This window comes from Colwellia polaris, from assembly GCF_002104515.1.
GTDB lineage: Bacteria > Pseudomonadota > Gammaproteobacteria > Enterobacterales > Alteromonadaceae > Cognaticolwellia > Cognaticolwellia polaris.
Window position 1 is genome coordinate 64,091 of record NZ_NBOE01000014.1, and the last position, 26,428, is coordinate 90,518.

Consider the following 26,428-nt stretch of genomic DNA (forward strand, 5'->3'; position numbering starts at 1 on the left):
GGCTATTCTTTTTCACCCGATGTTTTATCTTCATCACGCTTTTTCATGTATTCGTCAAACGATGGCGGCAATGACAGTTGATCATTCCACTCTGGTAAAATCGGTAGCTTTTCGTCTGATAATAATTCAAGGCCATCTTCTTTCTTTTGAAGTTCTAGCGCGCGAATAAAGTTATATTTTTCTTTACTCAGGTCATTCATTAACTTGCCATCACGTACAATAGTTGGACGTAAAAACACCATTAAATTACGTTTACGCTTAGTGTTACTGGTTGATTTAAATAAGTGGCCAAGAAGTGGAATATCGCCAAGTAACGGTACTTTCTGTACGCTTTCTTGCACGTCTTCATCAATTAAACCACCTAAAATAACCGTTGCGCCGTCATCTGCCATGACCGTGGTTTTAATTTCACGTTTGTTAATTGAAATATCAACACCCGTTGCACCACTTACTGAAGAGACTTCTTGCTCAATCGTTAATTGCACACCACTGCCTTCGTTTATTTGTGGTGTAACTTTTAATTTAATACCGATTTCTTGACGTTCTACCGTTTGGAAAGGGTTACTGTTATTACTGCCGGTTTGTGCGCCGGTAATAATTGGCACTTCTTGACCAACAATAAAGTAAGCTTCTTCGTTATCAAGCGTAGTGATACTTGGCGTTGAAAGTAAGTTCGAATTAGTGTCTGAACTTACCGCTTGAATAATTGCGCCCCAATCGTTCTTCACAATTCCGAACAATGTGCCACTAACTGATCCTAACACTTGAGCGGCTAAACTATAGTCACCGTCGATATCGGGTTGATTAGGATTCTCTGTAATTACACCGCTTTCTGAGGTAACAGTAGTACCTAATGTACCCTGCGTCGGCTGAGCAGCTTCAGCTGCTGCTGCAATAGAACTTATAGGTGTAACACCATTGGTAAATTGCGACATAGCACCGGATTCGTGATACCACTGCACACCAAGGTTTACACCGTCACCTTCAAACACTTCAACAATAATGGCTTCAATAAGTACTTGAGCACGACGAATGTCTAATTGGCGAATAACTGCCTCTAGCGAGCGCAACATATCTGGTTGAGCGGTAATAACGAGAGTATTAGTGTCTTCATGAGCATCAATACTTACATTACGGGTTTTATTTTTACGCGAAGATGTACTACCTGAAGTAGCTTCAGCTTCAATAGATTCACTAACGCCCTGAAGTACTTTCACCATGTCTTCAGATTTAGCGTATTTTAAATGATAAACCCGCGTGTTGCCGTTTGATTCAAGCTCGCTATCTAAACGTGAAACTAATCTTGCTACACGTTCGCGGGCTTTAACTTCACCACTAACAATAACGCTGTTAGTACGTTCGTCGGCCACAATAGTAGGAATTAAAAAGGTCGGTGTTCCAGCGCTTTTACCTTGAGTAGATTTGTTCATAGCTTCAACTATGCGAACCATTTCGCCAGCTGATGCATATTGTAAATTAATAATTTGTACGTCTTGGTCACCTGCTTTATCTACACGCTCAATAATTTGTACTAAACGATTTACTACTGCTGCAGTGCCCGTAAGCATAATTACGTTTGCTGGATCATAGTTAACAACGTTACCACCGCCGGCTTGGTCTGATAACTGGCGAAGTAAAGGGGTTAATTCACGTACAGTAACGTTTTTAACTTCTACAACGCGAGTAACCATTTCATCACCCACACCAGGGTTTTCGTTACCTACCACGGGTATAGATGAGGTTTTAGCATCCTTATTACGAATAATTTTGACAACATTGTTGTCCATTTCAACTGCAGAAAAACCATAAACTTCTAATACGTTTAGAAAGAATTGATAGTATTGCTTTTCAGTCAACAGGTCGTAACTGCGCACATTAACTTTGCCACGTACGTTGGGATCAACGATCATGGTTTTTTTCAAATTTTTACCAACAATATTAATAAATTCAGCTATTTCTGTGCCTTTGAAATTTGGAGAATATTCAGCGGCATGTACATTTGCAGAGAGCAAAACACTATTGAGTAAAACTGCGGTAACAACCCCGGTAAGGCTACGCTTATACCAAGGTGCGCTTAATAATTTGCGCATTTATTATTCCTTTTATTCTAATTATCGATACTGAAAAGTATTTCTGTCATGTCACCATTACGATCTAGTAATAGTGAAACTTCGCGTTGTTCTCTTAAAGACTTTAGTGCTTGTGCTGCTTCTCGAGGTTCGGTCAAATCAAAACCATTCATTTGTACTGCTAAATCTCCAGACTTCAGACCTGCACTTTCAAAAAAAGTTGGATCTTTTGCCGGCATTAATTGATAACCTATAGTTTTGCCATCTTTTAATTTACGTGAAATTTTTAAATAGTCGGTAATTTTACCGGGATCATTCTCTAAGTCGCTGGTTAATGACTTAGCAATTTTGGTCAATGATTTATTATCACGTTGGTCAACAACCTGAGTTGATGACAATTTTAATGAATTTTTAGTGCGCCCAGGTGCCGCCTGTTTTTTATAGTTTGGCTGAACTGGCTTTACATTTTTATCAAATACTAAGCCTTCAAACATTAAAGTTTCAAAACCACCTGATAGTTTTATAATGACTCGATCGTTAAAAACATTTTCTAAGGTTGCACGTGTGCCAGTAATGTTTTCACCAATACTGTAGGTTTCTTGTCTGCCAGAGCTTTCAATTACTGCAGCGGCGGTTGCTTTATCACTACTAGCAACCACTCCTGTTAACGTTAACTTTAAACGTGTTTCAGGCGCATCTTCAATTACCTCTTCAACGCGCTCTTCTTTTTGTTGAGTAAAAGCACCGAAAAGATTTAATGCCTGAATACTTTTTACTTCAATTTGTTTTTGCGGTTTTGATGAGGCAGACACTGAGCCTTGTAATGTTACATGAGTATTTTTAGGAGACTCAGACAAACCTAGCCAAGTTATTTGTGCAAATAAATAAGCGATGTAACAAAGCAATAGCAAAATAATTACTTGAGTAATTTTTCGCTGGGGAAGCTTGGAAAGCTGTTCAGGCGCGCTTGATAGGTTATTCAATAATGTCATTTTTTATCGTTTTTTTATTATCTGCAAATTTTGATTCGCTTTGATGATACTTGACCAATCGCTTAGCAACAAGACGTCATATCCGTTTTTAACTATAATTAGTTAACAAATTGTAAAGAAATGCATTCGAACTAGCGAAAACACCATCGTTATGTTAACTTTCGGCAAATTTAAAATGCCGCTATAGAGTACAATTTACGTCATGACTAAAAATCACGAAAATGATGCGCAAGACAAAGTATCCACTCGTTTAGATAAGTGGTTATGGGCTGCTCGTTTTTATAAAACACGCGCCATTGCAAAGCAAATGATTGACGGCGGTAAAGTATTTTATAATGGGCAACGCAGTAAATCAGGCAAAGCGGTAGTTTTAGGTGATCGCATTACTATTAGGCAAGGTTTTGAAGAAAAGCATGTCATTGTTGTCGCTTTAGCAGATAGACGTCGCGATGCTACTTTTGCCCAAACGCTTTATCAAGAAACCACCGAGAGCATTGAAACTCGTGAAAAAAACAGTTTGGCACGCAAGCAAGGTATTTTACTTAGCCCAGCCAGTGACACCAAGCCAGATAAGAAACAACGTCGACAAATTCGACATTTAAAAGAAAGGATATAAACAGTGGCCATGCAAAAAGATACTTTAAATCGCTATTTATTTGACAACCTACACGCGCGAGGCGAGTTAGTTAATTTAAGTCAAACTTATCAGGATATTGTTGCTCCACACAATTATTCTCAAGGCGTAAAACAATTATTAGGCGAATTAGTTGCCGCCACTTGTTTATTAACAGCAACATTAAAATTTGAAGGTGAAATTGCTGTACAATTGCAAGGTGACGGCCCAATAGGTTACTTGGCCGTAAATGGTAATAACCTTCAAGAAATGCGCGGTATAGCCCGTATGGCAAGCGAAACCGATGCTACCGCCTTAAAAGACCTTATTGGCAAAGGTAATATGATTATTACTATTCGCCCAACTGATGGCGAACCTTATCAAGGTGTTGTTGCACTTGAACAAGATACGTTAGCTGATTGTTTAGCACATTACTTTGAAGTGTCTGAACAGATACCAACAAAAATTTGGTTGTTTGCTGACGAGCAAACATCTCAAATAGCAGGGACTTTGATTCAACTTTTACCTGACAGCGGTGATAAAGAACAGCAACAGGCAGATTTTGATCACCTATGCCAATTAACCAATACCATTAAACCAGAAGAAATATTCTCCCTAGCGAGTGAAGATTTACTTTATCGTTTATATCACCAAGAAGAAGTGAGAATTTTTGAGCCACAGGCTGTCAGCTATAAATGCAGTTGTTCTGAAGATAAGTGCTTAAGTACTATTTCTCAAATAGAGCCTAGCGAGATTGAAAGCATTATTGCAGAGCAAGGGGCGGTATCAATGACTTGTGATTATTGTATGACAACATATAAATTTGAACGTCCTGAATTAGCGCAATTCATAGAGGGTAAACCGCATTAATTTAGCCTTAAATTAATTTACTTGTTAGTACGTTAGCTGAAGAATTAACCTTTGGCTAACGCATTTAACATGAAGTTGCGTTTACGGATACTTTGTAAAAATAAATGTAGTTTCACAGATCTCAACATTTCCTCCTCTAACTATCCTAATATTTTTCTCCTTGTTGCTTAATACTTCTGTTTAAATAACCTCGCTTGCTATTTTGACAAATAATATTGAATTATTTGTCTATAAACTTGGAAAATTTCACCTTCCTATACTTTAATTCTACATACCCTAATTAATTAAAGAGGCTACTTTGTAAACACTATTTTCCAATTTAAACGGTGAATTAATTATTTAAGCAAACCTTTGGTGACAAGTTATTTACATTATTTTTACATGTGGTATGTTTAATCGTCGCATTCTTGCGTATCTCGTAATATATGATTGGCAAACCGTTGATATAACGGCTTTGCTCACTAAAAAGTATAAACAAGCACAACAAATGTGCATTTAGGGAGGTTCTTTGTGAATAACAAAGTAACAATTGCTGTTTCAACAGCGCTATTATCAATGGCCACTATGCAGACATCTGCTAGTACTGTGCCTACGCAATATTCGGCTGAATCATTACAATCAGTCGCACCAATTTCTATTAACAAAGGTGGCACATACAATAAAAAACAAGCGAAGAAATTCCGTGCTGAAAAGAATTTAGCAGACGGTACTTATACTTATATCGTTCGCCTAAAAGACCAACCAATTGCAACCTATGACGGTTCAATTGAAGGTTTAGCAGCTACTAACCCGCAAATTGCCAAAAAATCATTATTCAAGTCATTGGCAAATAGCAATAAGTCTTCACAACAAATTCGAAAAGAGTTGCGCATAGATTTAGACGCTGCAGAGACAGTAGCTTACAGCAACTACTTGGAAGGCAAGCAACAAACATTTTTAAATAAAGCTTCAAATAAATTAGGTAACTACATCGATGTTACTTATAAATATAAGAATGCCTTTAATGGTATGGCGATACGTTTAACACAACAAGAAGCTGAAGCTTTATCAAACCTTGCCGATGTAGCTTACGTTGAACGTGAGAAAATGGAACGCATGGAAACAGATACCGGCCCAATTCATGTTGGTGCTCCTATGGTATGGGATGGCGAAGGACAAAGTGCTATCAACATGGGTGAAGGCGTTATTATCGGTGTAATTGATAGCGGTATTAACTCAGATCATAGTTCATTTGCTGATGTTGGTGATGACGGTTATGACCATACTAACCCATGGGGTGCTGGCGTTTATGTTGGTGACTGTGCGGGTGATTTCGCATCAATGTGTAACGATAAATTAATCGGTGTTCGTTCATACGCATCTGTTACCGATAATTATGACGATGCTGATGTATTTGGAGCTACTCCACCAGCTAAAAATGGTGAAGATTACGGCGGACACGGTTCGCATACTGCCAGTACTGCCGGCGGTAATATTTTATATGATGTACCATTAGTTGATCCAGAAACTGGTGAAGCTCAAGGCGATGGTATTAATACAACGGGATTTGAATTTGGTCAAATTTCGGGTGTTGCACCACATGCAAACATTGTTGCTTACCAAATTTGTAATCCTGGAGATCAAGGTGACACATATTCAGGTTGTCCTGGCGCTGCAATTATTGCTGCTTTAGATGATGCTGTTCGCGATGGTGTAGATATTATTAACTACTCTATTAGTGGCGGTGGTAATCCTTGGGCAAGCTCTACAGAACTAGGTTTCTTAGCAGCTCAAGAAGCAGGTATATTCTCATCAGTATCTGCTGGTAACGATGGTCCTGATGCTAACACAACCTCAAAAAATGCTCCTTGGTATACTGTTGTAGGTGCATCTACTCATGGCCGTGAAGTTGCATTTGAAAAAGAAATTGGTGGTTTTACTGGTGGCGACACTGAGCTAGAAGCCATTGAAGGTAAAAGTGCATCTGGCGGCATTACTGCTAGTATCGTTTGGGCTGGTGACTACCCTAACAGCAACGATCCTGATGGCGACCCTGCACAATGTTTACAACCTTTCCCTGAAGGTACTTTTGACGGCGAGATCGTTGTTTGTGATCGCGGTGCTATCGCACGTGTATCTAAAGCAATAAACGCTGAAGCTGGTGGCGCTGGTGGTTTTGTACTTGGTAATATCGACGGCGGTTCTAACACAGTTGCAAACGACGTTTACGTTGTGCCTGGTATTCATATTACCGCCGAAGATGGTAATGCTTTACGTACTTGGTTAGCTACAGGTGAAGGACACACAGCAACAATTACTGCTGCTGATGGTGAACTAAAAATTGGTCAAGCTGACGATATGGCTGACTTCTCTTCACGTGGTTCAAACAACACAGTTCCTGATATTATGACACCTTCTGTTACTGCACCAGGTGTTTCAATTTATGCTGCATACTCTGATGAACAATACGGCCATGATGAAACAGGAACAGCCCCTGCTGATTTCGCTTTCTTACAAGGTACGTCAATGTCAGCTCCACATGTTGCTGGTGCTGGTGCCGTATTAAAATCTGCACACCCAACATGGACAGCAGATAACATTCGTTCAGCATTAATGCTAACAGCGGTTACTGATGTTCGCAAAGAAGATGGTGTAACTCCTGCAGACGTATTTGATATGGGTTCAGGTAGTATTCGTGTGAATTTAGCACACACTACTGGTCTTATCATGAATGAAACAGCAGCAAACTATACTGCTGCAAACCCTAGTGAAGGTGGCGATCCTAAAACCTTAAACATTCCTTCAGTATCAAACGCTAACTGTGTTGGTCTTTGTGATTGGACTCGTACAGTAACTGCTACAGCTGCTGGTACTTGGACAGTTGAAGGCACTGCAATATCTGATGGTTTAGTTATTACAGCAACGCCAGCAACATTTACGCTAGCTGCAGGTGAAAGCCAAACAATAGCAATCAATGTTGATGCGATTCGTGCTGAAAGTGACGTTTGGTCTTTTGGTCAAGTTGTTATGACATCTGCCTCACACCCAACAGCTAGAATCCCGGTAAGTGTTCAAGCTTCAAATGGTAATATTCCAGATGAACTATTTTTGAATGCTAACCGTAATCAAGACAGCTTCTTAATTGAAGATGTTATGGCAGTTGAAATTACAGAGTTTACTAGTCGTTCATATGGCTTAACTAAAGCAACTCAAACTGAAGCTACATTAGCAGTTGATAGCGATAATAGTGATGCTTACGATGATTTAACTGACGGCATTAACGTTACACTTCATACAGTTCCGGCTGATGCTAAGCGTTTCGTTGCTGAAATTCTTGCTTCTGCATCTCCTGATTTAGATTTACGCGTAGGTCTAGATACTAACGGTGATGGTCTTCCACAAGAAGATGAAGAGTTAGGCATAAGTGCTACTGGTACAGCGCTTGAAAAAGTTGATTTAGTTCTACCTGAAGCTGGTAGCTACTGGGTTTCGGTACAAAACTGGGCGGCTTCTGATAGTGAAGAAGGCACTCAAGATGCTTATACTCTAGCAACAGCTATTGTAGACGGTGAAGCAGGTGATAACTTAACTGTTGAAGCTGACTCTGCTATTCCTGCATTAACTGAGTTTGACTTACGTGTTAAGTGGTCTCTTGAAGATGCTCAACAAGGTGATGTGTACTATGGTGCTCTTGACTTAGGTACAAGCATGGAAGATGCGGGTAACTTAGGCCTAGTTTCTGTAGACCTAGTTCGCGCTATCGATGATGTAACTATCTCTAGTAATGCTGATGCATATATGGAACGTCAAGATCGTGTTGATTATGAAGTTTCTGTACTTGCAAAAACTACTCCAGGTGACCGTACTTACACTGTTAAAGCTACTGTTCCATCAAGCATGACGCTTGACGAAGAGTCTGTTACTGGCGATGCAACCATTTCAGGTAATGAAATTACTTGGACTGTAGTACAAGAGTCATTACATGGTTCAGCACCATTTTATACCATGACAACTAATGCTAACGATGCTACATGTGGCATGCCAAACTTCGGTCAAGGTAATGGTTACATTAACCTAGCTGATTTAGGTGTAGGTATTGGTACTATCGAAGGTAACGACACTGAAGGTACTTACAATATTAGTACTAACTTCCTTGGTAAGTCATTTGACTCATTCACCGTAACTGACGATGGTTTTGTTTACTTTAGTGGTACTGCAGGTTCTGCACCATGGAGAAACCAATTATTACCTGATAGCACAGTAGCGAATGATCTAGTAGCTCCAATGTGGAGAGACGGACATATAGTGATTGGTGCTGAGAGTGGCATATCTGTAGCTAGTAGTTCTGCTTGGGCAATTATCGAGTTTGATGACGCGATGCATTGGTTAGGTGTTAATGGCTCTGCATCTAATGGCATAGCACCAGGTGATATCACTGATAGTATGGACTTTGAAGTTGTAATTGAAAGAGCTACAGGTAATTTCATGTTCGGCTATAGCGACGTAACACACGATTGGGGCTCTGATCTTGGTGCTACAGTTGGCTATGAAGATGCAACAGGCGAAAATGGTTTAACTTCTATTTACGCTGAGTCAGTTTGGGGCGGTGCAGAAGGTTCTATTGGTACAGTTGAGTCAATCGAATCTGGTTTAGTTATGTGTTACAGACTAACAGACGTAGCATCTGATCCAACAACGTTTAGTTTCTCTACAGAAATTAACGATACTTTCAAAGGTGGTCCAACAACAGTTGTGTTAACTCATAGCACAGATGATGAAAGCACTGCTGAAGTTGTTAATGATACAAGTGTTGAGATTCAAGTTGAAGGCGCACCTACAGCGATGATTACTGGTAGCACAGCTGTTGTTGAAAAAGAAAGTGTTCAACTTTCTGGTTCAAGCTCATCTGATCCAAATGGTGATACCCTTTCTTACACTTGGGTACAATTATCTGGTTCTCCTGTAAGCTTTACAGCTAACGCTGCTTCAATTAGCTTTACAGCTCCAACAGTGGATAGAGATGAAACTATCGCTTTCCAACTAACAGTTGATGATGGTAATGGCAATACAGATGCTACTACTGCTTCAGTATCAATTGTGAATAAGAAATCAAGTGGTTCATTTGGTTGGTTAATGTTACTACTAACGCCAATGTTATTTACACGTCGTAAAAAAGCGTAATTTAACCACTTAAGCTTTCTTTTAGAAAGCTTATAAAAACAAAAGCCATCAACACTATGTTGATGGCTTTTTTATTACCTATACTTTAATGTCATACATTTAAGCCAACCCTTTGCTGAATACATTTTTATTCAGTGCAGCATTAAGCTGCGAAGCACCTAGGCTATTATTGCATTGTGTTCTATCTCAATAGCCCGTGATTACGGTTTACACACCTTAAGCTAGTTAGTAAAAGTAGCACACAGCTCTAGCGATGAATTAATAAAAAAACGCTATTTAAAAAAAGTATAATGATCATCTGCGCCACTTTTATTAAGCTTTAGGTACACTTGAGTATCAAGCACTCATTATCCAGAGTTCAGGTTAAATATAAGCCCACATTATTAACGTTAGCCGCGCTCGAATAAGTAAACAAAATGATGTGGAATTAACTTCGTGAAGTGCAACATAAGCGGGTTAACTGTACCATTAGCTGGAACCCTACTAGGGCTTATTTTATTTAAGTGACCGCTGAATAACACACGCTATTAATGCAAAGTTAACTTTATGCTGATTTCGATATTGAACATTTAGAATACTTTTTGAAGGTTAACCTCAGAATAAATTGTCCTCAAAGACATTCCATTGGATAAAAACACTGACATGTAGACAATAAAAAAGCAGACCTGATCTCTCAGCTCTGCTTTTTGTATTACGCTATTTTATTGTTTTAAAAATGAATTGTTGTGCCCAGAAATACGCCATCAAATTCAATATTAGTATACAGATCGTTTAAATCGTCTAACTCTAACTTAACCGCTCGATAACCTGCATTAAGATTTACATCTACAGCAAGGTTATCAATAAGCTCATAACTAACGCCAACTTCATAGTCGTATAGCGTGTGATCATCTATTGATAAAAAGTTACCTTGAGCATACAAGTTAAAGCCTGTTAAAGGTAAGCCAACATTTGCACGAGCATATAGCATAGGTACAATTTCAGTTACTGAAATACGACCAGATGTAGATCCTTGGCTCGCTTGCGCAGAAACAGTAACATCGCCGTCAAAATCGCGACCAGTTAAACCTAAATCAAATGAAAGTAAATCGTTATCAAATAACTCATAATAGAGTGTGTAATCAACATAACTTATGTTGAAGTCTGCATTAACATTAGCATCTTCACTAAATGTTTCACCTTCAAATTCGAATTCTGTTGTTAGTGTTGTATTGCCTTCAGTTTCTAATGAAGTAGAGGCAATACGTACATTTGGAATTAACGGAATTGGGTGTTCAAAAGCAATAAAGAAACTATTTTGCTTCTGATCCTCTAGATTAAAATCAACTAGAGAGCTGCCATCACCGAGTGTACCTGAAGCTTGATTATCCCAAATTTGTCCGCCTAGATATATCCCCAAAGCATCAGCCTGCACATTTGTTGATAAGATTGTTGCAAGTGTTACTGCTAGTGCTATTTTTTTCATGTTTAACTACCCTTGACTCAATAAGTCGTTTAAATCGATCAGTGCAGCATTAGCACGTGATATGTAATTTGCCATTACTAAAGAATGATTAGCAAGCATGCCAAAACCATCGCCATTTAGTACCATTGGGCTCCACATGGCTTCTTGGCTTGCTTCTAATTCACGAATAATCTGCTGTACGCTAACTTTCGCATTTTTCTGTTCAAGTACATCTTTAAAATCTATTTCAATCGCTTTTAAAAAGTGTAATAAAGCCCAAGTAGCGCCTCGTGCTTCGTAAAATTCATTATCAATATCCCACCAGCTTGTTTTCAACTGCATACTTGATGAACCCAACGTTGACTGTTTAGCAACGCTATCGCCAGCTAAATCAACATTAATCTGTGCTCTACCAACACTGGCACTTAAACGCTGAGAATAGCTCCCTAAACGTTTAGTAGCCTCCTGTATCCAACCGCGAAGGTTGTCAGAGCGTGCATAAAACTGCGCCGACTGATTATTAACTTGAGATAATGCAGTTCGGTATGCGTAAAGCTCATTAATCGCTTTTTGATATTCACCTTCAGCACTTGGAATAGCCCAACTTGTATGGTCAATATTAAGCTGTGGTTGTGCCACTTTTAAATTTTTATTTTCTGCTGATTGAGACTGTGAGCGACTAAATTCTTGGCGCATCACCAAGGCCATGTCTCTGATCATCTCTAAAGCACCAAACTCCCACGCAGGAATATTATCTAAAAATACTGACGGCGGTAAAGCATCATTAGATAAGTAGCCACCGGGTTTATTTAACAAGGTTTCAGTAACTAAAATAAGCGTTGTAGTTGTAGTATAGCCTACTACAGGGCTAACGCCTTCGGCTGTTGCGGCTTTAGTTACCTCAGTACGAATGTCAAACTGTTCTGGCTCAAAACTCCAATAAACACCCAGTAGATACAGCACAAAAAATAGTGCTAAGAATGCTGAAACAACAGCTTTGGTCGAAATATTAACTTTCATAATGACTCCTAGTGGTGATGGTGTTTTTTCTGCTTAAGGCCTTTAACGGTATAGCTAACATCTACGCTAGATTCATTGTCAAAATGTAGCGTTATAATAATGTTTTCTTTGGCTTTTAGTGGCTGTTTCAAGTTGAAAATCATTAAATGAAAACCCGACGGCTGAAAAACAGTACTGTCATTAGCTAAAATATCTACATTATCGCGTTGGCGCATACGCATTAAGCCATCAACCATAGTATGTTGATGAAGTTCAATACGATCGCTCACCGTGCTTGTTGCTGAAACTAGACGAATGTCGCTTGCTGAAGTGTTTTTTATTGTCATATAAGCTGAAGAAATAGTTGTACCAGGAATACTTTCTCTAGCATAACCATCTTCAACTACAATATTATGATTTTCACTGGCAGACACATTATTAAATAACGAAATACTCAATAAAACTATCAATGACATTACCGGTATGAATACATTCCTCATAAGCTGATATACATCCTTTTTATTCATATTGTGATTCTTAATCACCATTGTAACTAAGCTTGAGGTAAATGGATAATTTAATTGTTTTAAAAGAGCACATTGCTGAGTTTATTACTCTGTACAATCGGGCTGATCACGCTGCATCTGCTGAATTTTTTTAATAGTATTAACCCTTGGTTTTTATAAATTTATCATTTATCTCAGCATTACACTTAATACTCCGAACTTAGCATTGTACTTGGCGTTTGTCGCGAGCAACCAACCAAATTGCACCAGCGATTAAAAATATAGGCCAAAAAACACCAAGTAATAACATAGCGCCACCGCCTATTACTAACATGGCAATAAAAATTAATGTACCAAATACACTCATAGCTATCGCCAAGGCTACTAGAACAAGCAATACAACCACTAATGCTGAAAAACTTATCGCTTTTAAAGGCTCGATTACTTCTGCATCCATGTAAATGTCTACATTAAGTAACTCCATAAAGCTAACACCTAAAGCATAGGTTAAAAACAGGGTCGCAAAAATAGCTAAACACAGTGATTTAAAAAATGACATAACTTGCTCCTTTGTATATCAGATTAATTTTAAGCTTTATTAGGTATTAATAATGAAGCAACAACATAAGCAACCCCAGTGGCTACCGGAAACATTAATAAAGCAAATATAGCTCCAAGCCTTACCGCCAGACGCGGCAGTTCGTAATGTCTTGCAATACCACCACAAACACCTGACAATTTTTTATTTACTCGGTCTTTAGTTAACGTTTTATGCACTGAATATTCTCGTTGGTAACTCATTATTTACTCCTGTAGCTCAGCGGGTGAGCATTTATATTGTCGCTAAACATTTATCGTGTTCAGATCAGAAATCATCACGGGTGCCTTTATATAACACCCGTTTATACTGTTAACCATTAGCAACTTTTTGTTTTAATTGCTCAAGCTCTTGCTCAACATTTTCATCACTTTCTAAAGCACGAAACTGACTATCGAGATCATTTGATGAGGTCATATCGTAAGCCTCAACCTCAGCTTCAACACGGTCAATTTTTTGCTGATATCGTTCAAATTTATTAATCGCTTCATCAATATTATGAATTACTGCTTTTTCACGTACTTTTAAACGAACTTCGGCAGATTGTTGGCGAAGAGCAAATGCTTCTTGCTTACGTTTTGCCTCTGATAACTTATCTTGTAAACGTTGGCTATCTTGTTGGACCGCAATTAAATGTTCATCAATTTGAACTAGTTCTTCATTAAATTCAGCGAGTTTTTGTGTGCACGTTTGCTTTTCTACTAGTGCTGACTTAGCAAGATCTTCCCGGCCTTTGGTTAAAGCCAGTTCTGCTTTTGTATGCCAATTAGTAACACGATTTTCCATATCACGAATATTGCGCATAATTGTTTTCTTTTCAGCAATATATTTTGCCGCTGATGAGCGAACTTCGACCAGTGTTTCTTCCATTTCATTAATGATCAACTTGATCATTTTTTCTGGCTCTTCAGCCTTATCTAACATTGCATTGATGTTAGCGTTAATAATATCGGTAAATCTTGAAAACATGCCCATGGTGTTTCTCCTATTAATACTTCGTCGTTTGTGGTTTTGATAAATTTGATTTCTTTGGCTCAACAACAGCAGCTAACTCTTGAGTTTCTTCAGTGCTGAACTTCATTGAAAATCGATTTAACTCAGCTTTGATTGAATGCGATAACTCTGCAGATAAATCATGAAGCACTTTTTGTCCTTGTGCTTGTACTGTTGCTGCTAAGCTTTTTTCTAGTGACACTTCTTGTGCAGAAGTAGTAGCTGTAAGTAGCAACGTACAAGATAATAAAACGGTGCTTAATATGTGTTTAGTTTGTAATAGTTTCATTATTTATATCCTTGTGTAAGTAACATGAAATGTGATTATTCAACTCATCATGTTGGTAATTGATATAGGTATTACAAGTGCTGTGCCAAGAAATGAAAAAACCGTAAGTCACTGTTAATTAATAATTTAATAAAAACAGTGCTTGAATGAAAAAATAAGACATATTATGTCATACTAATAATTGGTCAATTTTCACACATTAAATAGTGAAAATGACCAATTATATTTTTTAACTTTAGGGAAGGAAATTAGCATGAGTGGCTAAACTCTATTTAGCCGTTTTCAGGTCTATTTTTAATTTTTAATTTTTAAAACGACAAGTATTAGCTATGCTTTACTTATTGTATCTAGAAGCTGGAAGGTATTAGTTTTTTACTTTGAGGTGCTATCAACTTTTGTATTTGGTAAAGCTCCCCACTCACTCCAAGAGCCATCATATACTCGCACTGCTTGTGAACCAGTAATGTCTGCAGCTAGGGCTAATATACAGGCCGTAACACCTGAACCGCACGTCATGATCATAGCTTTATCTTCACGATTAATTTGCGTAAATATTTTTTTAAGTTCTTCTGCTGACTTGAACAAGCCTTCTTTTAATAGGTCGCTGTAAGGTAAGTTTTTCGCATTTGGCATATGTCCACTTCGAACACCTGCACGAGGCTCTGCATCTAAGCCTTTAAATCTTCGGCTCCCCCTTGCATCAAGTATAAGATCCTCTTGAGATTGTGTTTGAGTTTCAACATATTGCCAATCACAAAAAAAACTATCCCGCTGGTTAGCAGTAAAGTCTCCTTCAACAATATTTTTAGTCATATTTGATGTTATAGATTCCTCTGTAGGCTTTTTCAGCTTTATCCACATAGGCAAGCCACCATCTAAAACAGCCACTTTTTTATGACCCATGGCTTTAAACATATACCAAGCCCGTGCGGCAGAAAACAACCCTAAATCATCATAAACCACAATCTGACTTTGCTGACTAATGCCTAGCCCTTTGGCTGCTTGCTCAAAATGTTCAATGCTCGGCATCGTGTGCGGAAGAGTACTGGTGGGATCTGAGAAGTCTTTATTTAAGTCGAAGTAACGAGCATTGGGAATGCTATAATCTGGCCAACTGTATTGTGGAGCAGCCATATTACCTATGGGTGGAATACTGGCATCGAGTATCACTAAGTCTTTGCTACCAAGTATTGCGTGTAAATCTACACAGGAAATTAATTGCTGAAAATTCATCATAAATTAAACCTAACTGAAATGTTCGGTAAATATATGCAAAATTAGCTGAGTTCTGTAACAAAGTACAGTCGTTAACAAAAGGGAATTGGGTGTTGTGGGTCAAATAGAAATGTAAACAATGAGTCGAATTAAAAGCAAATTTAACGCTTAACTTTCGTTAATAGCGCACTTTAATAACGTAATAATACAACCGCTAATGCTATCGAGTTCATATAGCAATAACGGTTACTTTCCTTGCTCTAAATGAGCAACAATAAACGACGTGGCTAGCAAACAAATACTCGGTAACATAAACAGAGTAAATAAAATGGTTAAACTTGGCATAACATCAATCCTTTTAAGCTATTTTGAGCGCGGCATTTAAAATGTGCTATTGGTTAAGTAGCGTAAACAGTTACAAAGGTTGTGCCAAAGATTGAAAAAACGATTAAACCATTGATTTAAAATGTTATTTATTTTATTCGTAAATAAATCAACAAGTATAAAAATATTAAAAAAACGCTGAAGTGGTTAAATTTACTAATTTATAGTGAGGTTTGTGCCAAAAAGCTTATAAAAGCAAAAGACGTTTATACTTTAAAAATTTCGATATTTAAGCGTAATGCTAAATTATAAAAACCGAGAATAAAGGTAAGCAATAAAGACAGAGAATAAAGGTAAGCAATAAAGACAGAGAATAAAGTCAAAGTGTAAAATTGAAAAAAGCACTCACCTCCATTACCAAATAACCTTTTTTCGATAATGGAGATTTAACACTTGCAGCACTAGCAACACTTATACGTTTGGTCGTCAGAAATAACTAAATTAGGTTCAAATCAGGGTTAAGTTGCAAGACTTTCTCGAACGCTTGCTGCAACACTTCACCACCAACATTCTCGCCATTAGCATTTTCACTTAAATAACGTCGAAATTGCTTCGCCCCTGCCAAACCATTACATAAACCAAGCATATGCCTAGCAACATGCCACGCTCTGCCACCGCTAGCAACGTGACGATCAACATATTCAATCATTTCATTTAGAACCACTTGGCGTGATTTTATCTCAGTATTGGCCTGCCAAATTTCATTGTCGGCCTGGGTTAGCATATATGGATTTTGATAAACCTCACGACCAATCATTACCCCATCTAAATGTTGCATATGGTCATTTGCTTGTGCAAACGTTGTAATACCGCCATTAATAGAAATTTCAATGTTAGGAAAGTCTTGTTTAATTTGATAAACACGTTGGTAATCTAAAGGTGGAATATCTCTGTTTTGTTTAGGGCTTAAACCACTTAACCAAGCTTTACGCGCATGAATAATAAAATGCTGACACCCTGCTGCGCTAACCGTTGTTAAAAACTGGTGCAAAAATTCATAACTGTCGAGATCGTCAATACCAATACGAGATTTTACCGTTGTAGGAATCTTCGTTGCGTTTTGCATGCTGGCAACACAATCAGCCACAAGTTGCGGTTCAGCCATTAAACAAGCACCAAACTTACCATTTTGCACACGATCTGACGGGCAACCAACATTAATGTTGATTTCATCATAGCCCTGCTGTTCAGCAATTTTTGCACATTCTGTCATCGCAGCAACATCACTACCACCAAGCTGCAATACCAAAGGATGCTCTGCTTCGTTATAAGCTAAATAATTACCTTTACCATGCAATATTGCGCCTGTTGTTACCATTTCGGTATACAACACGGTTTGTTTTGACATTACGCGATAAAAATAACGGCAATGACGATCTGTCCAATCAAGCATAGGTGCAATGGAAAGTTTGTGAGAAATCATAAAGTAATAAAAAACCTTTAAGTTTAATGCGAATATAGCTGTAAATTAGTACAACGGGAATATTCGCCAATTATAAAGGCTTTGGGGATGCTAAACAAAAGAAAAAATTCTCAGTTAATCTTGGCTATTTTATCTTACTACTAGCTTACGCGTGTTCTGAAAGCTTTGCCCTTAAATCTTCGTTAGCTTGACTCAATATAGCTATATCAGCTTGCGCTATATCTAATTCAGCTTGTACTGCCAACATTTTGTTTATTGTGGCATTTTTATCTGTTTGAGCAGCCGTTTCACGTGCTTTTACTTTCGCTAATTCTGCTTTAGTATCTTCTAGTAATGCCAATAAACGCAGCACATCTTTATTCTCTGTAAATACTTGATCACTACCTATTTTGGCTTCAATGGGTTCATCAGCTTCAATAAAGTTATCGGTTTTATTCACTAAATATAAAAATGCTAACCTTAAAATAAAAAACAAAATCGTGAGGCATAGCACTGTGCCGTATTGAAATGAGTGCTCTGTTAAAGCTTGAGCTAACTTTTCACTAAAGCTACCGCTAAAAACTACAAGAGTAATAAAAAATTGATTATGCCAGGCCAATGCAATTAAGGCATAAACCAAAATAAAATTAGGTGCTTGGTTTTGTGAGCGATTAAAAACCAGAACAGATTTGAGAAAGCTTGAAAACATAAAAATCCTTTTTTAAAAATATAACTACCCAGGTAGTTTTTAACATTAAACACTGAGCATTAAACACTGTATTGTTTTTACTATTAAATTAACGAAAATCGTTAAGACCGAGAGACTTGTTACTGTATAATGCGGCGAAACTGTTGTCGATGACAATTTAAATTGTCATCGTTATTCAAGTGATTTAATATTCTCAGCCTTTTAAATTAGATACAAATTTAAGTGGCTAACGCTTTTATACACCATATATTCAGCAATTCCTGACAGTGAAGTTAGGTTCATTGATATACATACAATCCTATACTTTCAAGGTCAAAATGAATAAAACTAATAAAATATTTATCTATTTACTCAGTGCATTGTTTATTGAGAGTTTGTTTCTCTCCTTTTTCTACGATTCTTATTTACCTACTTTTATCATCGGATTACCCGCTTTAATTGTGCCAATTTTTTTCAACAAAACGGCCCCAAATTTAGCGATTACTCGTCATGTTTCTGCTATAGCTTTAATGATTTTTTCAGCTTTGCATATTCATCAAACAAACGGGTTAATCGAAACGCACTTTGAAGTGTTTATTTTAATGGCCTTCTTAATTATTTATCAAGATTGGCGAGTGTTTATAACTGCTCTACTTGTTGTATGTATACATCACATTTCTTTTTATATCCTGCAAACGAATAATCTTGGTGTCTTTGTTTTCACTCAAGATAGATTGGCCTCAACAACGGTGATTATTCATGCTGTTTATGCAGCAACAGAAGCACTTATAGCCGGCTACATTGCAAATATGATGGCGAAAGTAAATAGAATAGGTCAAGAGTTAGCACTTGTTACTAAACAATTAACTCGAGACACTCATGCTATTGATTTAAATATTAAAACTGATGCAAGAGAAGACAGCACTTTGCTTTCATTTAACGATTTACTTGCGTTATTGTCGCGTGTTATTGGCAGTGTAAAAGTGCAAATTGTTGAACTAAACAGTAATTCACAAAAACTCATTCAAACAAAAGAAGAGTTGGAGGGTTTGTCACAACAGAGGCAACTTGAAACAGAGGCTATTGCCACATCTGCAGAAGAACTATCTTACACAGTTACGTCGATTTCTGAAGAAACACACTTGCTAAGTAATCAAATGCAAGAGGCTAATAATTACACTCAAGCAACAAACGAAGATATCGTTGAAATTAACAATCACAATAAACACTTAACTATCGCGCTTGAAAAAACGAGCGAACAAGTAACAGAATTAGCGAACTCTACTGAAGCAATTTCAAATGTATTATCTGAAATTACCAGCATTGCTGATCAAACGAATTTATTAGCATTAAATGCCGCTATTGAAGCAGCCAGAGCTGGTGAACAGGGCCGAGGCTTTGCTGTAGTAGCTGACGAAGTTAGAGCACTGGCAAACAGAACAAAAGAAAGTACCGATAAAATTGGCGCAACTTTAGATATTCTTCAAACATACTCGAAATCTACCACTGACTCTATGGGAAGTAGCTTAAAAATAGTGCAATCTGTTATCGACAGCGCTAGTAACGCTGAAGGTAAAATAGTTAAAGCGTCTGATTTAGTTGCGCTAGCAAGCAATGTTTCAATCAATGTTGCTGCCGCGGTAGAACAACAGGCAAACACAACAAGCGCAATTGCAAAAAGTGTAGAAATACTAAAAAGCACAGTTCAAACGGATATTGAAAAAATAAAAATATTAGATCAGGAGTCACTAAAATTATCAAACAGCGCAATTGATATGGAAGGTAATATTGCCCGCTTTAAATAAAAGTATTACGCCTATCCAAATAGCGGTATTTGTTATTTGGATAGTGCTAACCCTTGCAGCTTTTGCTTATTTTATTGATAGCAAGCTGGTTAATTTTAATGATGGCACGAAAATAACTTACCTGGATCCTCAAAAATTATCAGCTTCACTAACACAATATATTGAACCAAGCAGTCGTAGTTCGATTTTGCATTTTAATCAAGCTAATTGTCAGTGCCAACAATATAGTGAAGCACATATTAAAGATATCAACGATATCGCTACAGCAAATAACTTCAACGTTAAGCATATTAGTCTTGAAGACCATACTATATTACCTGCAACCCCCTCGGTCGCCATTCTAAACAGCCTTGGAGAAGTGGTATATTATGGTCCTTATGGTGAAGGGCTAGCTTGCTCACAAACATCTGGGTTTGCACAAACCATGTTATCTAACTTTATTAAAGGGTATTCAGCTGATCTTATTATTAAAGAAGCGCAAGGCTGTTACTGTAAGGTATAAAAAAAGTAATGCTATTGACTTTAAACACTCCTTTTTAAGCGCTATCGGTTCTCCCCTTTCTAGCCTGCTTACCCGGTAAATATTAACCTCAACTATTAGATAAATACCGCCAGCCCATTTAAATTTATGCAAATGATGCTATTCATTGGGTGTTGTTTGACGAAAATGCTTCTTTTTCTTAGTCAAAACCATTTATACAAGAGGTCAGCATGTTTGCTCAACTTATCGAACATAATATTGATAACACTTTAACAGGTCTTAATAACTCATAGTTTGTTAACAGCGTATTATCCAAAACAAGTGAATATAGTTAATTTTAACGATAAACAGATAAAAGGTAGCCTAACTTTCAATAGATCAGTTATTATTAATGAAATACAAAATAGTAATTAATGCTGCTCGATATTAATTTTGCTCTACAATAAGCAAAATAACGTCATTTTATTAAACTGAGCCTTTGGAAAAATTCATGAATGTAGAGTTTATTAACCCCTTTCTTTCTTCGATGCTTAACGTAATGTCTACCATGGCACAAATGGAACTTACACCTGAAAAACCTCGTTTGAAAAAAAATGAAATTGCTAAAGGCGATGTTTCAGGATTAATTGGTATGGTTAGTGAACAAACTAAAGGTTCATTATCTATTACCTTTGAAGGTAAGTTAGCACTCGCTACAATGAAAAAAATGGTTGGCGAAGGACCAGATGAAATCAATGAAGAAATTACGGATCTCGTTGGCGAAATTACCAATATGGTTACCGGCGGCGCGAAACGCATGTTGAGTGAAAAAGGCATAGAGTTTGATATGGCAACACCTATGGTAGTTTCAGGCCCTGCCCATTCAATTCATCATATGGCTGACGGTCCCATTGTTATTATTGCACTTACGTCAGAATTTGGTAATGCGTATATTGAATTTAGTTTTGATAAATAATTCAGTTCAATATTGAAAGTTAGCCTCGTTAATACGGGGCTTTTTTATGCACAAAACAATACTGATTAGCGCGTTAATCGCTTCAACATTTTCATGGGCGCATACTCAACATATTCACCAACCTCAACTAGACTTTATTCCTAAATTACATAGTGGTGTGTCTTCTTAAACAAACTGCAATTATATTTATAATATAAGAGTAACTAAAATTATGTGGCAACAAGTAGAGATAGAACTCAAGCCTTACTCTCGAGGCTTTCATTTAATCACTGAAGAAATTGAACAAGCGATTATTAATTTTCCACGTGTTCGGTGTGGTTTGTTACATGTTTTCATTAAGCATTCATCCGCATCGCTTACGATTAATGAAAATGCAGATCCAACAGTTCGAGATGATATGGAGCGCCACTTTAACCAGTTTATCCCTGAAAATGCACCTTATTATCGTCATACATATGAAGGGCCAGACGATATGCCTGCTCATATTAAAGCGAGTACGCTAGGAAGTAGCGTTACGATTCCATTAAAAAATGGCAAAATTAATTTAGGTCTTTGGCAAGGCATTTATCTTGGCGAACATAGAGATTATGGTGGTTCAAGAACCATAGTAATTACTATAAACGGCGAATAAGCCATGTTAAATAGCTCATTTACTTTGCATATGCGGTGGTAAAAAATTGTCTTTCACAAGATAACTTGTTAAATTTTTTTGTCGATTGAAGTTAATCATACCATTAGGTACAATATTAATATTCAGTAAAATAAATGGTGATTATTGTGGTTAGCGGACGCAAACGAAAATTTGATGAACAAACAGCATTGCATGCCGCAATGGAAGTTTTTTGGGCTAAAGGCTTTGTTGGCGCTTCTTTAGCAGACTTAACAAAAAGCATGAACATTAATAAACCTAGCATGTATAGCACGTTCGGTAATAAAGAAGCTCTATTTATTAAGGCCACTCAATATTACATTGAAAATAAAATGAAGGTGCATCTAGATGCTTTATTTACTCCTGATACGCCGTTAAAAACTCGCCTAAAAAACTATATGATGTCGATCGTTGGTATGCAATGTAGTACAGAGCAGCCTAAAGGTTGTTACCTTGTATTATGCCAATCAGAAATTGCTGGCGGAGATATACCAGAAGAAGCATCAAAGTTACTTATCGATATAGACGTTTTACCAAAAACGTTATTTGTAGACTTATTTACTACCGATAAAGAAGCAATATCATTGGGCTTACATCATCATGCACAAGGGAATTCATTAAGCTTATATACTGCTTTAAAAGGTTGTGCTGCAATGGCCCGCTCTAAAGTGTCATCAACCGAATTAGCATTTGTTATTGATACTATTTTGGCTGGTGTATTCGCTGGTAACAATGAACAAACAAAAGTCGGAACCATTACAACGAATACAATTCAGTAGTGTTTATTATTTTATATTTTCACAACGCTGTTTAACGATTACTTCATAACTCCCTACTCTATAATTAACTGTAAGCTGCCCCCTCAAACTTAACTTACAGTTAATATATTAATTTTATTTACCTCTTTTCACTTTTTTCACTTTTTTCACTTTTTTCACTTTTTTCACTTACTTTTTACTTCGAACCTAGCGAGTACAAGCTCAACGCTATATAACAAGCGAATGTATTAACGCTTAATTCTTCATGATTTAAATAACCTGAACTCTGGATAATGAGTACTTGAAACTCAAGTGAACCAAAAGCTTAGGTAACCTGAACTCTGGATAATGAGTGCTTGAAACTCAAGTGAACCAAAAGCTTAGGTAATAAAGTAAATGCTATAGCCAGGTGCACATCACGAATAGATATCATCAATGCTTCATTTTATGCCATTTCCAAGGCAAAACGTTTATGAATAGCGCGCTATTTATCGACGTTTTAACGCAGAAAATGGCTTAAAAGGGAACATTGAGCAAGTGCTGCTTATCCAGAGTTCAGGTTAGGTAATAAAGTAAATGCCATAGCCAGGTGAACATCACGAATAGATATCATCAATGCTTCATTTTATGCCATTTCCAAGGCAAAACGTTTATGAATAGCGGGCTATTTTTCAACGTTTTAACGCAGAAAATGGCTTAAAAGGGAGCATTGATCAAGTGCTGCTTATCCAGAGTTCAGGTTAAATAACAACAATATTTGAAACGTTATTTTACGCATCCAGCACCTGTGAATAAAGCACAGTTAATACTCATAAAAAATTATTGTTCGGATAGTGGTTGACTTATAAATACCGATCGGTACAATACCAATTAATTACCAACTGGTATAAAAAACTTTTGAGCTAGAAACTTTACAACATAATTTATTAAGGCACTTTGATATGACTACATTAACGACACATACAATTGAATCTGCACCAGAAGCAAGTAAAGCACTTTTAGAGAAATCTGTTAGCGCATATGGCATGTTACCTAATTTACATGGCGTGTTAGCTAGCGCGCCAAATGTATTAGATGCTTATCAAATTTTGCATGAACTTTTCCTTAATACATCATTCAACGCAGAAGAATTAACCGTAGTATGGCAAGGCATTAATGTTGAGCATGGCTGTAACTATTGTGTACCTGCCCATACTGCCATTGCACACTCTATGAAAGTAGATGCTGATTTAATTGAAGCATTACGCGATGAAAAGCCAATGCCAACAGCAAAATTACAAGCTTTACTTGATACAACATTAATTCTTGTTCGTAATCGTGGCCATATATCAGCTGAAGAATTAGCAAACTTTTATGCCGCAGGTTACGCCGAGCAACAAGTTTTAGAAATTCTTTTAGGCTTATCTCAAAAAGTGATCAGCAACTATACTAATCACATTGCTTCAACGGAAGTTGACGCACCTTTTAATAAATTTGCTTGGGAAAAAAAAGCTAAATAACTTTAAATAAGCTAGCAAGCCAATGCTTAATGTTAGGTATTGGCTTTTTTAGCTTCACTACTTAACGTTAAATCTAAATATCTAGTATTCCCACTCTCGGGTTAGTTAATTACATGAAGAAAGTAGGCAATGATTTAGCACTTAATTATTGCTGGTTTTTAATATCGACAACGTTTTGAAGAGAAATAAAATGAGTAATAAAATCAAAATAGATATCATTTCAGATGTGGTATGTCCGTGGTGCATTATCGGTTACGGTAACTTAAAAAAAGCAATAACTGAATTAGCACTTGAAGACAAAGTAGAGATAGAATGGCAACCCTTTGAGCTAAATCCTAATATGCCTTTAGAAGGCGAGGAATTAAGTGCACATTCAGCACGTAAATACGGCTCTACCCCCGAAAGTAGTGCAAAATTTAGAACAGAAATGACCGCGCATGGTAAAACTGTTGATTTTGACTTTAACTTCTTTGAAGGAATGAAAATAGTTAATACGCGTGACGCGCATATTTTATTGGAATACGCAAAATCACAAGGCAAGCAAACCGCGTTAAAATTACGCTTATTCTCGGCATTTTTTACAGAAAAAAAAGATGTTTCTGATCGGGAAATTTTAGCTCAAGAATTAGCAGTTGTTGGACTTAATGTTGAAGAAGCAATGGCTAAGTTGCAAAGTAATCAAGCAATAGAAACGCTAATAGATCAAGAGTCTTATTGGCAAAAGCTTGGTGTTTCTTCGGTACCTACCGTGGTTTTTAATGGTAAAAGTGCGCTAGCAGGTGCACAGCCTGTTGAAGCATTCATACAAATACTAGTTGAACAACTTAAAAACACATAAAAACACATAAAAACTTAAGTTAAATAAATATTAAGCTAAACGAAAATTAAACCTAAGCCACTGTATTGAAGAAGTTTAAAATTGAACAGTGGCTTAAATTTAAAACGTAGAAACGTTAATTAATTAAATTAACAATAATTACTCTGCTAATTGAACATGTACCCGACGCGTAATATTACACAAAAGCTCGTATGGGATGGTTGTTGCAAAGACGGCAACTTCCTCAACAGGTAAACCTTTACCCCACAGAGTAGCAATATCGCCTACTTGATCTAGACTGTTTTCCCCTAAATCTACCGAGATCATATCCATAGAAACACGGCCTATTAACGGCACACGACGGCCATTTATAAGAACGGGAGTGCCGTTAGCAGCATGGCGAGGATAACCATCTCCATACCCTATGGCAACAACACCTATCCTAGTATTTTTCTCACTCGTCCAAGTGCCGCTATACCCTACAGATTCTCCTGCCGCTATTTCGCGTACCGATATTAAACTAGACTGTAAAGTCATGACAGGTTCAATACCTTCAATGTTAATACCAGCAGCTAGTGGTGAAACGCCATACATTAATAAGCCTGGTCTGATCCATTGATAGTGACTTTCTGGCCACTGTAAAACACCAGCAGAGTTAGCCATACTTTTTTCTGAAGGTAATGCTGAGGTTAACTCGTTAAATAAGCTTATTTGTTGAGAAGTTTTTGGATTGTTTTTATCATCTGCGCAACCTAAATGACTCATTAATATTATTGGCTGCTGCACATTTTTCGATTGTATTAACGCTTGATAAAACCTTGCTAGTTGCTCAGGGTTAATACCTAACCTGTGCATGCCAGTATCTATTTTCAACCAAACCTTTAATGGCGAATCTACATTAGCGTTAACAATAGCAGAAAGCTGTTGCTCGTTATGTACTATCGTTTGTAAGTTGTTAACAGATAAAGTTTCTATATCTTCTTTAGCAAAAAAACCTTCAAGTAATACTATCGGTTTTTCTATGCCTGCCGCTCTGAGGGCAAGCGCTTCATCAATACGCGCCACACCAAAAGCATCAGCGTCAGGAAGCGCATTAGCAATACGCTCTAAACCATGACCATAACCATTTGCTTTAAGTACCGCTAAAATTTTAGCATCAGGCGAAAGCGATTTAATTAACTGATAATTATTACTTAAAGCATGTAAATCAATAACCGCGGTTGCTGTGTGTAACGCCATAAT

General features: G+C 37.2%; 24 protein-coding genes. 11 read left to right on the forward strand and 13 right to left on the reverse strand.

Features of this window, described 5'->3' with window-relative positions:
• Window positions 1–2 precede the first annotated feature (2 nt).
• Window positions 3–2,090, reverse strand: a complete 2,088-nt coding sequence (gene gspD / locus B6A32_RS17155) for a type II secretion system secretin GspD (RefSeq protein WP_085306149.1) — start codon at window positions 2,088–2,090, stop codon at window positions 3–5.
• A 17-nt stretch (window positions 2,091–2,107) separates the two neighbouring features.
• Window positions 2,108–3,061, reverse strand: a complete 954-nt coding sequence (gene gspC, locus B6A32_RS17160) for a type II secretion system protein GspC (protein WP_085306150.1) — start codon at window positions 3,059–3,061, stop codon at window positions 2,108–2,110.
• Window positions 3,062–3,263: 202 nt separating this feature from the next.
• On the opposite strand from gspC, the gene hslR reads away from it, so the two are divergent.
• The 3 genes from hslR (at window position 3,264) to B6A32_RS17175 (ending at window position 9,704) form a co-directional block, all read left to right on the forward strand.
• On the forward strand, window positions 3,264–3,677 hold the full coding sequence (hslR, locus tag B6A32_RS17165) for a ribosome-associated heat shock protein Hsp15 (RefSeq protein ID WP_085306151.1): 414 nt from the start codon (window positions 3,264–3,266) through the stop codon (window positions 3,675–3,677).
• Between the two features lie 9 nt (window positions 3,678–3,686).
• Window positions 3,687–4,544, forward strand: coding sequence for an Hsp33 family molecular chaperone HslO (hslO, locus tag B6A32_RS17170; protein WP_085306204.1), 858 nt, complete (start codon window positions 3,687–3,689; stop codon window positions 4,542–4,544).
• Window positions 4,545–5,054: 510 nt separating this feature from the next.
• Complete coding sequence (locus B6A32_RS17175) at window positions 5,055–9,704, forward strand: S8 family peptidase (protein WP_085306152.1); 4,650 nt, start codon at window positions 5,055–5,057, stop codon at window positions 9,702–9,704.
• 709 nt (window positions 9,705–10,413) lie between these two features.
• Here the strand turns inward: B6A32_RS17175 and B6A32_RS17180 are convergent.
• The 10 genes from B6A32_RS17180 to B6A32_RS17225 form a co-directional block, all read right to left on the reverse strand.
• Window positions 10,414–11,169 carry a TIGR04219 family outer membrane beta-barrel protein gene (locus B6A32_RS17180; protein WP_085306153.1) on the reverse strand — a complete coding sequence of 252 codons (756 nt, stop codon included), beginning with the start codon at window positions 11,167–11,169 and terminating at the stop codon, window positions 10,414–10,416.
• Window positions 11,170–11,175: 6 nt separating this feature from the next.
• Window positions 11,176–12,168, reverse strand: coding sequence for a DUF2333 family protein (locus B6A32_RS17185; RefSeq protein ID WP_085306154.1), 993 nt, complete (start codon window positions 12,166–12,168; stop codon window positions 11,176–11,178).
• Between the two features lie 8 nt (window positions 12,169–12,176).
• On the reverse strand, window positions 12,177–12,647 hold the full coding sequence (locus B6A32_RS17190; RefSeq protein WP_158088513.1) for a copper chaperone PCu(A)C: 471 nt from the start codon (window positions 12,645–12,647) through the stop codon (window positions 12,177–12,179).
• Window positions 12,648–12,873: 226 nt separating this feature from the next.
• Window positions 12,874–13,212, reverse strand: a complete 339-nt coding sequence (locus B6A32_RS17195; RefSeq protein ID WP_085306156.1) for a hypothetical protein — start codon at window positions 13,210–13,212, stop codon at window positions 12,874–12,876.
• A gap of 29 nt (window positions 13,213–13,241) precedes the next feature.
• Complete coding sequence (locus tag B6A32_RS17200) at window positions 13,242–13,454, reverse strand: PspC domain-containing protein (RefSeq protein WP_085306157.1); 213 nt, start codon at window positions 13,452–13,454, stop codon at window positions 13,242–13,244.
• Window positions 13,455–13,563: 109 nt separating this feature from the next.
• Entirely contained in the window at window positions 13,564–14,226 is a 663-nt protein-coding gene (pspA, locus tag B6A32_RS17205) for a phage shock protein PspA (RefSeq protein ID WP_085306158.1), read from the reverse strand.
• Window positions 14,227–14,239: 13 nt separating this feature from the next.
• A complete protein-coding gene (locus B6A32_RS17210) occupies window positions 14,240–14,533 on the reverse strand; it encodes a hypothetical protein (protein ID WP_085306159.1) in 294 nt (97 codons plus the stop codon).
• Between the two features lie 372 nt (window positions 14,534–14,905).
• Window positions 14,906–15,769, reverse strand: a complete 864-nt coding sequence (locus B6A32_RS17215) for a sulfurtransferase (RefSeq protein ID WP_085306160.1) — start codon at window positions 15,767–15,769, stop codon at window positions 14,906–14,908.
• A gap of 799 nt (window positions 15,770–16,568) precedes the next feature.
• On the reverse strand, window positions 16,569–17,555 hold the full coding sequence (dusA, locus tag B6A32_RS17220; protein ID WP_085306161.1) for a tRNA dihydrouridine(20/20a) synthase DusA: 987 nt from the start codon (window positions 17,553–17,555) through the stop codon (window positions 16,569–16,571).
• Between the two features lie 145 nt (window positions 17,556–17,700).
• A complete protein-coding gene (locus tag B6A32_RS17225) occupies window positions 17,701–18,243 on the reverse strand; it encodes a hypothetical protein (RefSeq protein WP_085306162.1) in 543 nt (180 codons plus the stop codon).
• Window positions 18,244–18,560: 317 nt separating this feature from the next.
• Between B6A32_RS17225 and B6A32_RS17230 the strand changes: the two genes are divergently transcribed.
• From B6A32_RS17230 to B6A32_RS17260, 8 genes are all read left to right on the forward strand, one after another.
• On the forward strand, window positions 18,561–20,027 hold the full coding sequence (locus B6A32_RS17230) for a methyl-accepting chemotaxis protein (protein WP_085306163.1): 1,467 nt from the start codon (window positions 18,561–18,563) through the stop codon (window positions 20,025–20,027).
• Window positions 20,011–20,529 (forward strand): DUF6436 domain-containing protein, encoded by a 519-nt coding sequence (locus B6A32_RS17235; protein WP_085306164.1) that lies wholly within the window; start codon window positions 20,011–20,013, stop codon window positions 20,527–20,529. Before B6A32_RS17230 ends, B6A32_RS17235 begins: the two co-directional genes overlap by 17 nt.
• A 469-nt stretch (window positions 20,530–20,998) precedes the next feature.
• Window positions 20,999–21,463 carry a chemotaxis protein CheX gene (locus B6A32_RS17240; RefSeq protein ID WP_085306165.1) on the forward strand — a complete coding sequence of 155 codons (465 nt, stop codon included), beginning with the start codon at window positions 20,999–21,001 and terminating at the stop codon, window positions 21,461–21,463.
• A 46-nt stretch (window positions 21,464–21,509) separates the two neighbouring features.
• Complete coding sequence (locus B6A32_RS19595; RefSeq protein WP_269844053.1) at window positions 21,510–21,632, forward strand: hypothetical protein; 123 nt, start codon at window positions 21,510–21,512, stop codon at window positions 21,630–21,632.
• Between the two features lie 39 nt (window positions 21,633–21,671).
• On the forward strand, window positions 21,672–22,094 hold the full coding sequence (locus B6A32_RS17245; protein ID WP_408607680.1) for a secondary thiamine-phosphate synthase enzyme YjbQ: 423 nt from the start codon (window positions 21,672–21,674) through the stop codon (window positions 22,092–22,094).
• Window positions 22,095–22,240: 146 nt separating this feature from the next.
• Window positions 22,241–22,891: a TetR/AcrR family transcriptional regulator gene (locus tag B6A32_RS17250; RefSeq protein ID WP_085306205.1), complete on the forward strand. Its 651-nt coding sequence runs from the start codon at window positions 22,241–22,243 to the stop codon at window positions 22,889–22,891.
• A gap of 920 nt (window positions 22,892–23,811) precedes the next feature.
• On the forward strand, window positions 23,812–24,369 hold the full coding sequence (locus tag B6A32_RS17255; RefSeq protein WP_085306167.1) for a carboxymuconolactone decarboxylase family protein: 558 nt from the start codon (window positions 23,812–23,814) through the stop codon (window positions 24,367–24,369).
• A 190-nt stretch (window positions 24,370–24,559) separates the two neighbouring features.
• On the forward strand, window positions 24,560–25,207 hold the full coding sequence (locus B6A32_RS17260; protein WP_085306168.1) for a DsbA family oxidoreductase: 648 nt from the start codon (window positions 24,560–24,562) through the stop codon (window positions 25,205–25,207).
• A gap of 138 nt (window positions 25,208–25,345) precedes the next feature.
• Here the strand turns inward: B6A32_RS17260 and alr are convergent, their stop codons facing one another.
• Window positions 25,346–26,425 (reverse strand): alanine racemase, encoded by a 1,080-nt coding sequence (gene alr / locus B6A32_RS17265; protein WP_085306169.1) that lies wholly within the window; start codon window positions 26,423–26,425, stop codon window positions 25,346–25,348.
• Between the last annotated feature and the right edge of the window lie 3 nt (window positions 26,426–26,428).

What these genes read in the sequence shown, in the direction of transcription:
- gspD (WP_085306149.1), bottom strand. Translation starts at nt 2,090, where the DNA reads ATGCGCAAATTATTAAGCGCACCTTGGTATAAGCGTAGCCTTACCGGG.
- gspC (WP_085306150.1), bottom strand. Translation starts at nt 3,061, where the DNA reads ATGACATTATTGAATAACCTATCAAGCGCGCCTGAACAGCTTTCCAAG.
- hslR (WP_085306151.1), top strand. Translation starts at nt 3,264, where the DNA reads ATGACTAAAAATCACGAAAATGATGCGCAAGACAAAGTATCCACTCGT.
- hslO (WP_085306204.1), top strand. Translation starts at nt 3,687, where the DNA reads ATGCAAAAAGATACTTTAAATCGCTATTTATTTGACAACCTACACGCG.
- B6A32_RS17180 (WP_085306153.1), bottom strand. Translation starts at nt 11,169, where the DNA reads ATGAAAAAAATAGCACTAGCAGTAACACTTGCAACAATCTTATCAACA.
- B6A32_RS17185 (WP_085306154.1), bottom strand. Translation starts at nt 12,168, where the DNA reads ATGAAAGTTAATATTTCGACCAAAGCTGTTGTTTCAGCATTCTTAGCA.
- B6A32_RS17190 (WP_158088513.1), bottom strand. Translation starts at nt 12,647, where the DNA reads ATGAGGAATGTATTCATACCGGTAATGTCATTGATAGTTTTATTGAGT.
- B6A32_RS17195 (WP_085306156.1), bottom strand. Translation starts at nt 13,212, where the DNA reads ATGTCATTTTTTAAATCACTGTGTTTAGCTATTTTTGCGACCCTGTTT.
- B6A32_RS17200 (WP_085306157.1), bottom strand. Translation starts at nt 13,454, where the DNA reads ATGAGTTACCAACGAGAATATTCAGTGCATAAAACGTTAACTAAAGAC.
- pspA (WP_085306158.1), bottom strand. Translation starts at nt 14,226, where the DNA reads ATGGGCATGTTTTCAAGATTTACCGATATTATTAACGCTAACATCAAT.
- B6A32_RS17210 (WP_085306159.1), bottom strand. Translation starts at nt 14,533, where the DNA reads ATGAAACTATTACAAACTAAACACATATTAAGCACCGTTTTATTATCT.
- B6A32_RS17215 (WP_085306160.1), bottom strand. Translation starts at nt 15,769, where the DNA reads ATGATGAATTTTCAGCAATTAATTTCCTGTGTAGATTTACACGCAATA.
- dusA (WP_085306161.1), bottom strand. Translation starts at nt 17,555, where the DNA reads ATGATTTCTCACAAACTTTCCATTGCACCTATGCTTGATTGGACAGAT.
- B6A32_RS17225 (WP_085306162.1), bottom strand. Translation starts at nt 18,243, where the DNA reads ATGTTTTCAAGCTTTCTCAAATCTGTTCTGGTTTTTAATCGCTCACAA.
- B6A32_RS17230 (WP_085306163.1), top strand. Translation starts at nt 18,561, where the DNA reads ATGAATAAAACTAATAAAATATTTATCTATTTACTCAGTGCATTGTTT.
- B6A32_RS17240 (WP_085306165.1), top strand. Translation starts at nt 20,999, where the DNA reads ATGAATGTAGAGTTTATTAACCCCTTTCTTTCTTCGATGCTTAACGTA.
- B6A32_RS19595 (WP_269844053.1), top strand. Translation starts at nt 21,510, where the DNA reads ATGCACAAAACAATACTGATTAGCGCGTTAATCGCTTCAACATTTTCA.
- B6A32_RS17255 (WP_085306167.1), top strand. Translation starts at nt 23,812, where the DNA reads ATGACTACATTAACGACACATACAATTGAATCTGCACCAGAAGCAAGT.
- B6A32_RS17260 (WP_085306168.1), top strand. Translation starts at nt 24,560, where the DNA reads ATGAGTAATAAAATCAAAATAGATATCATTTCAGATGTGGTATGTCCG.
- alr (WP_085306169.1), bottom strand. Translation starts at nt 26,425, where the DNA reads ATGGCGTTACACACAGCAACCGCGGTTATTGATTTACATGCTTTAAGT.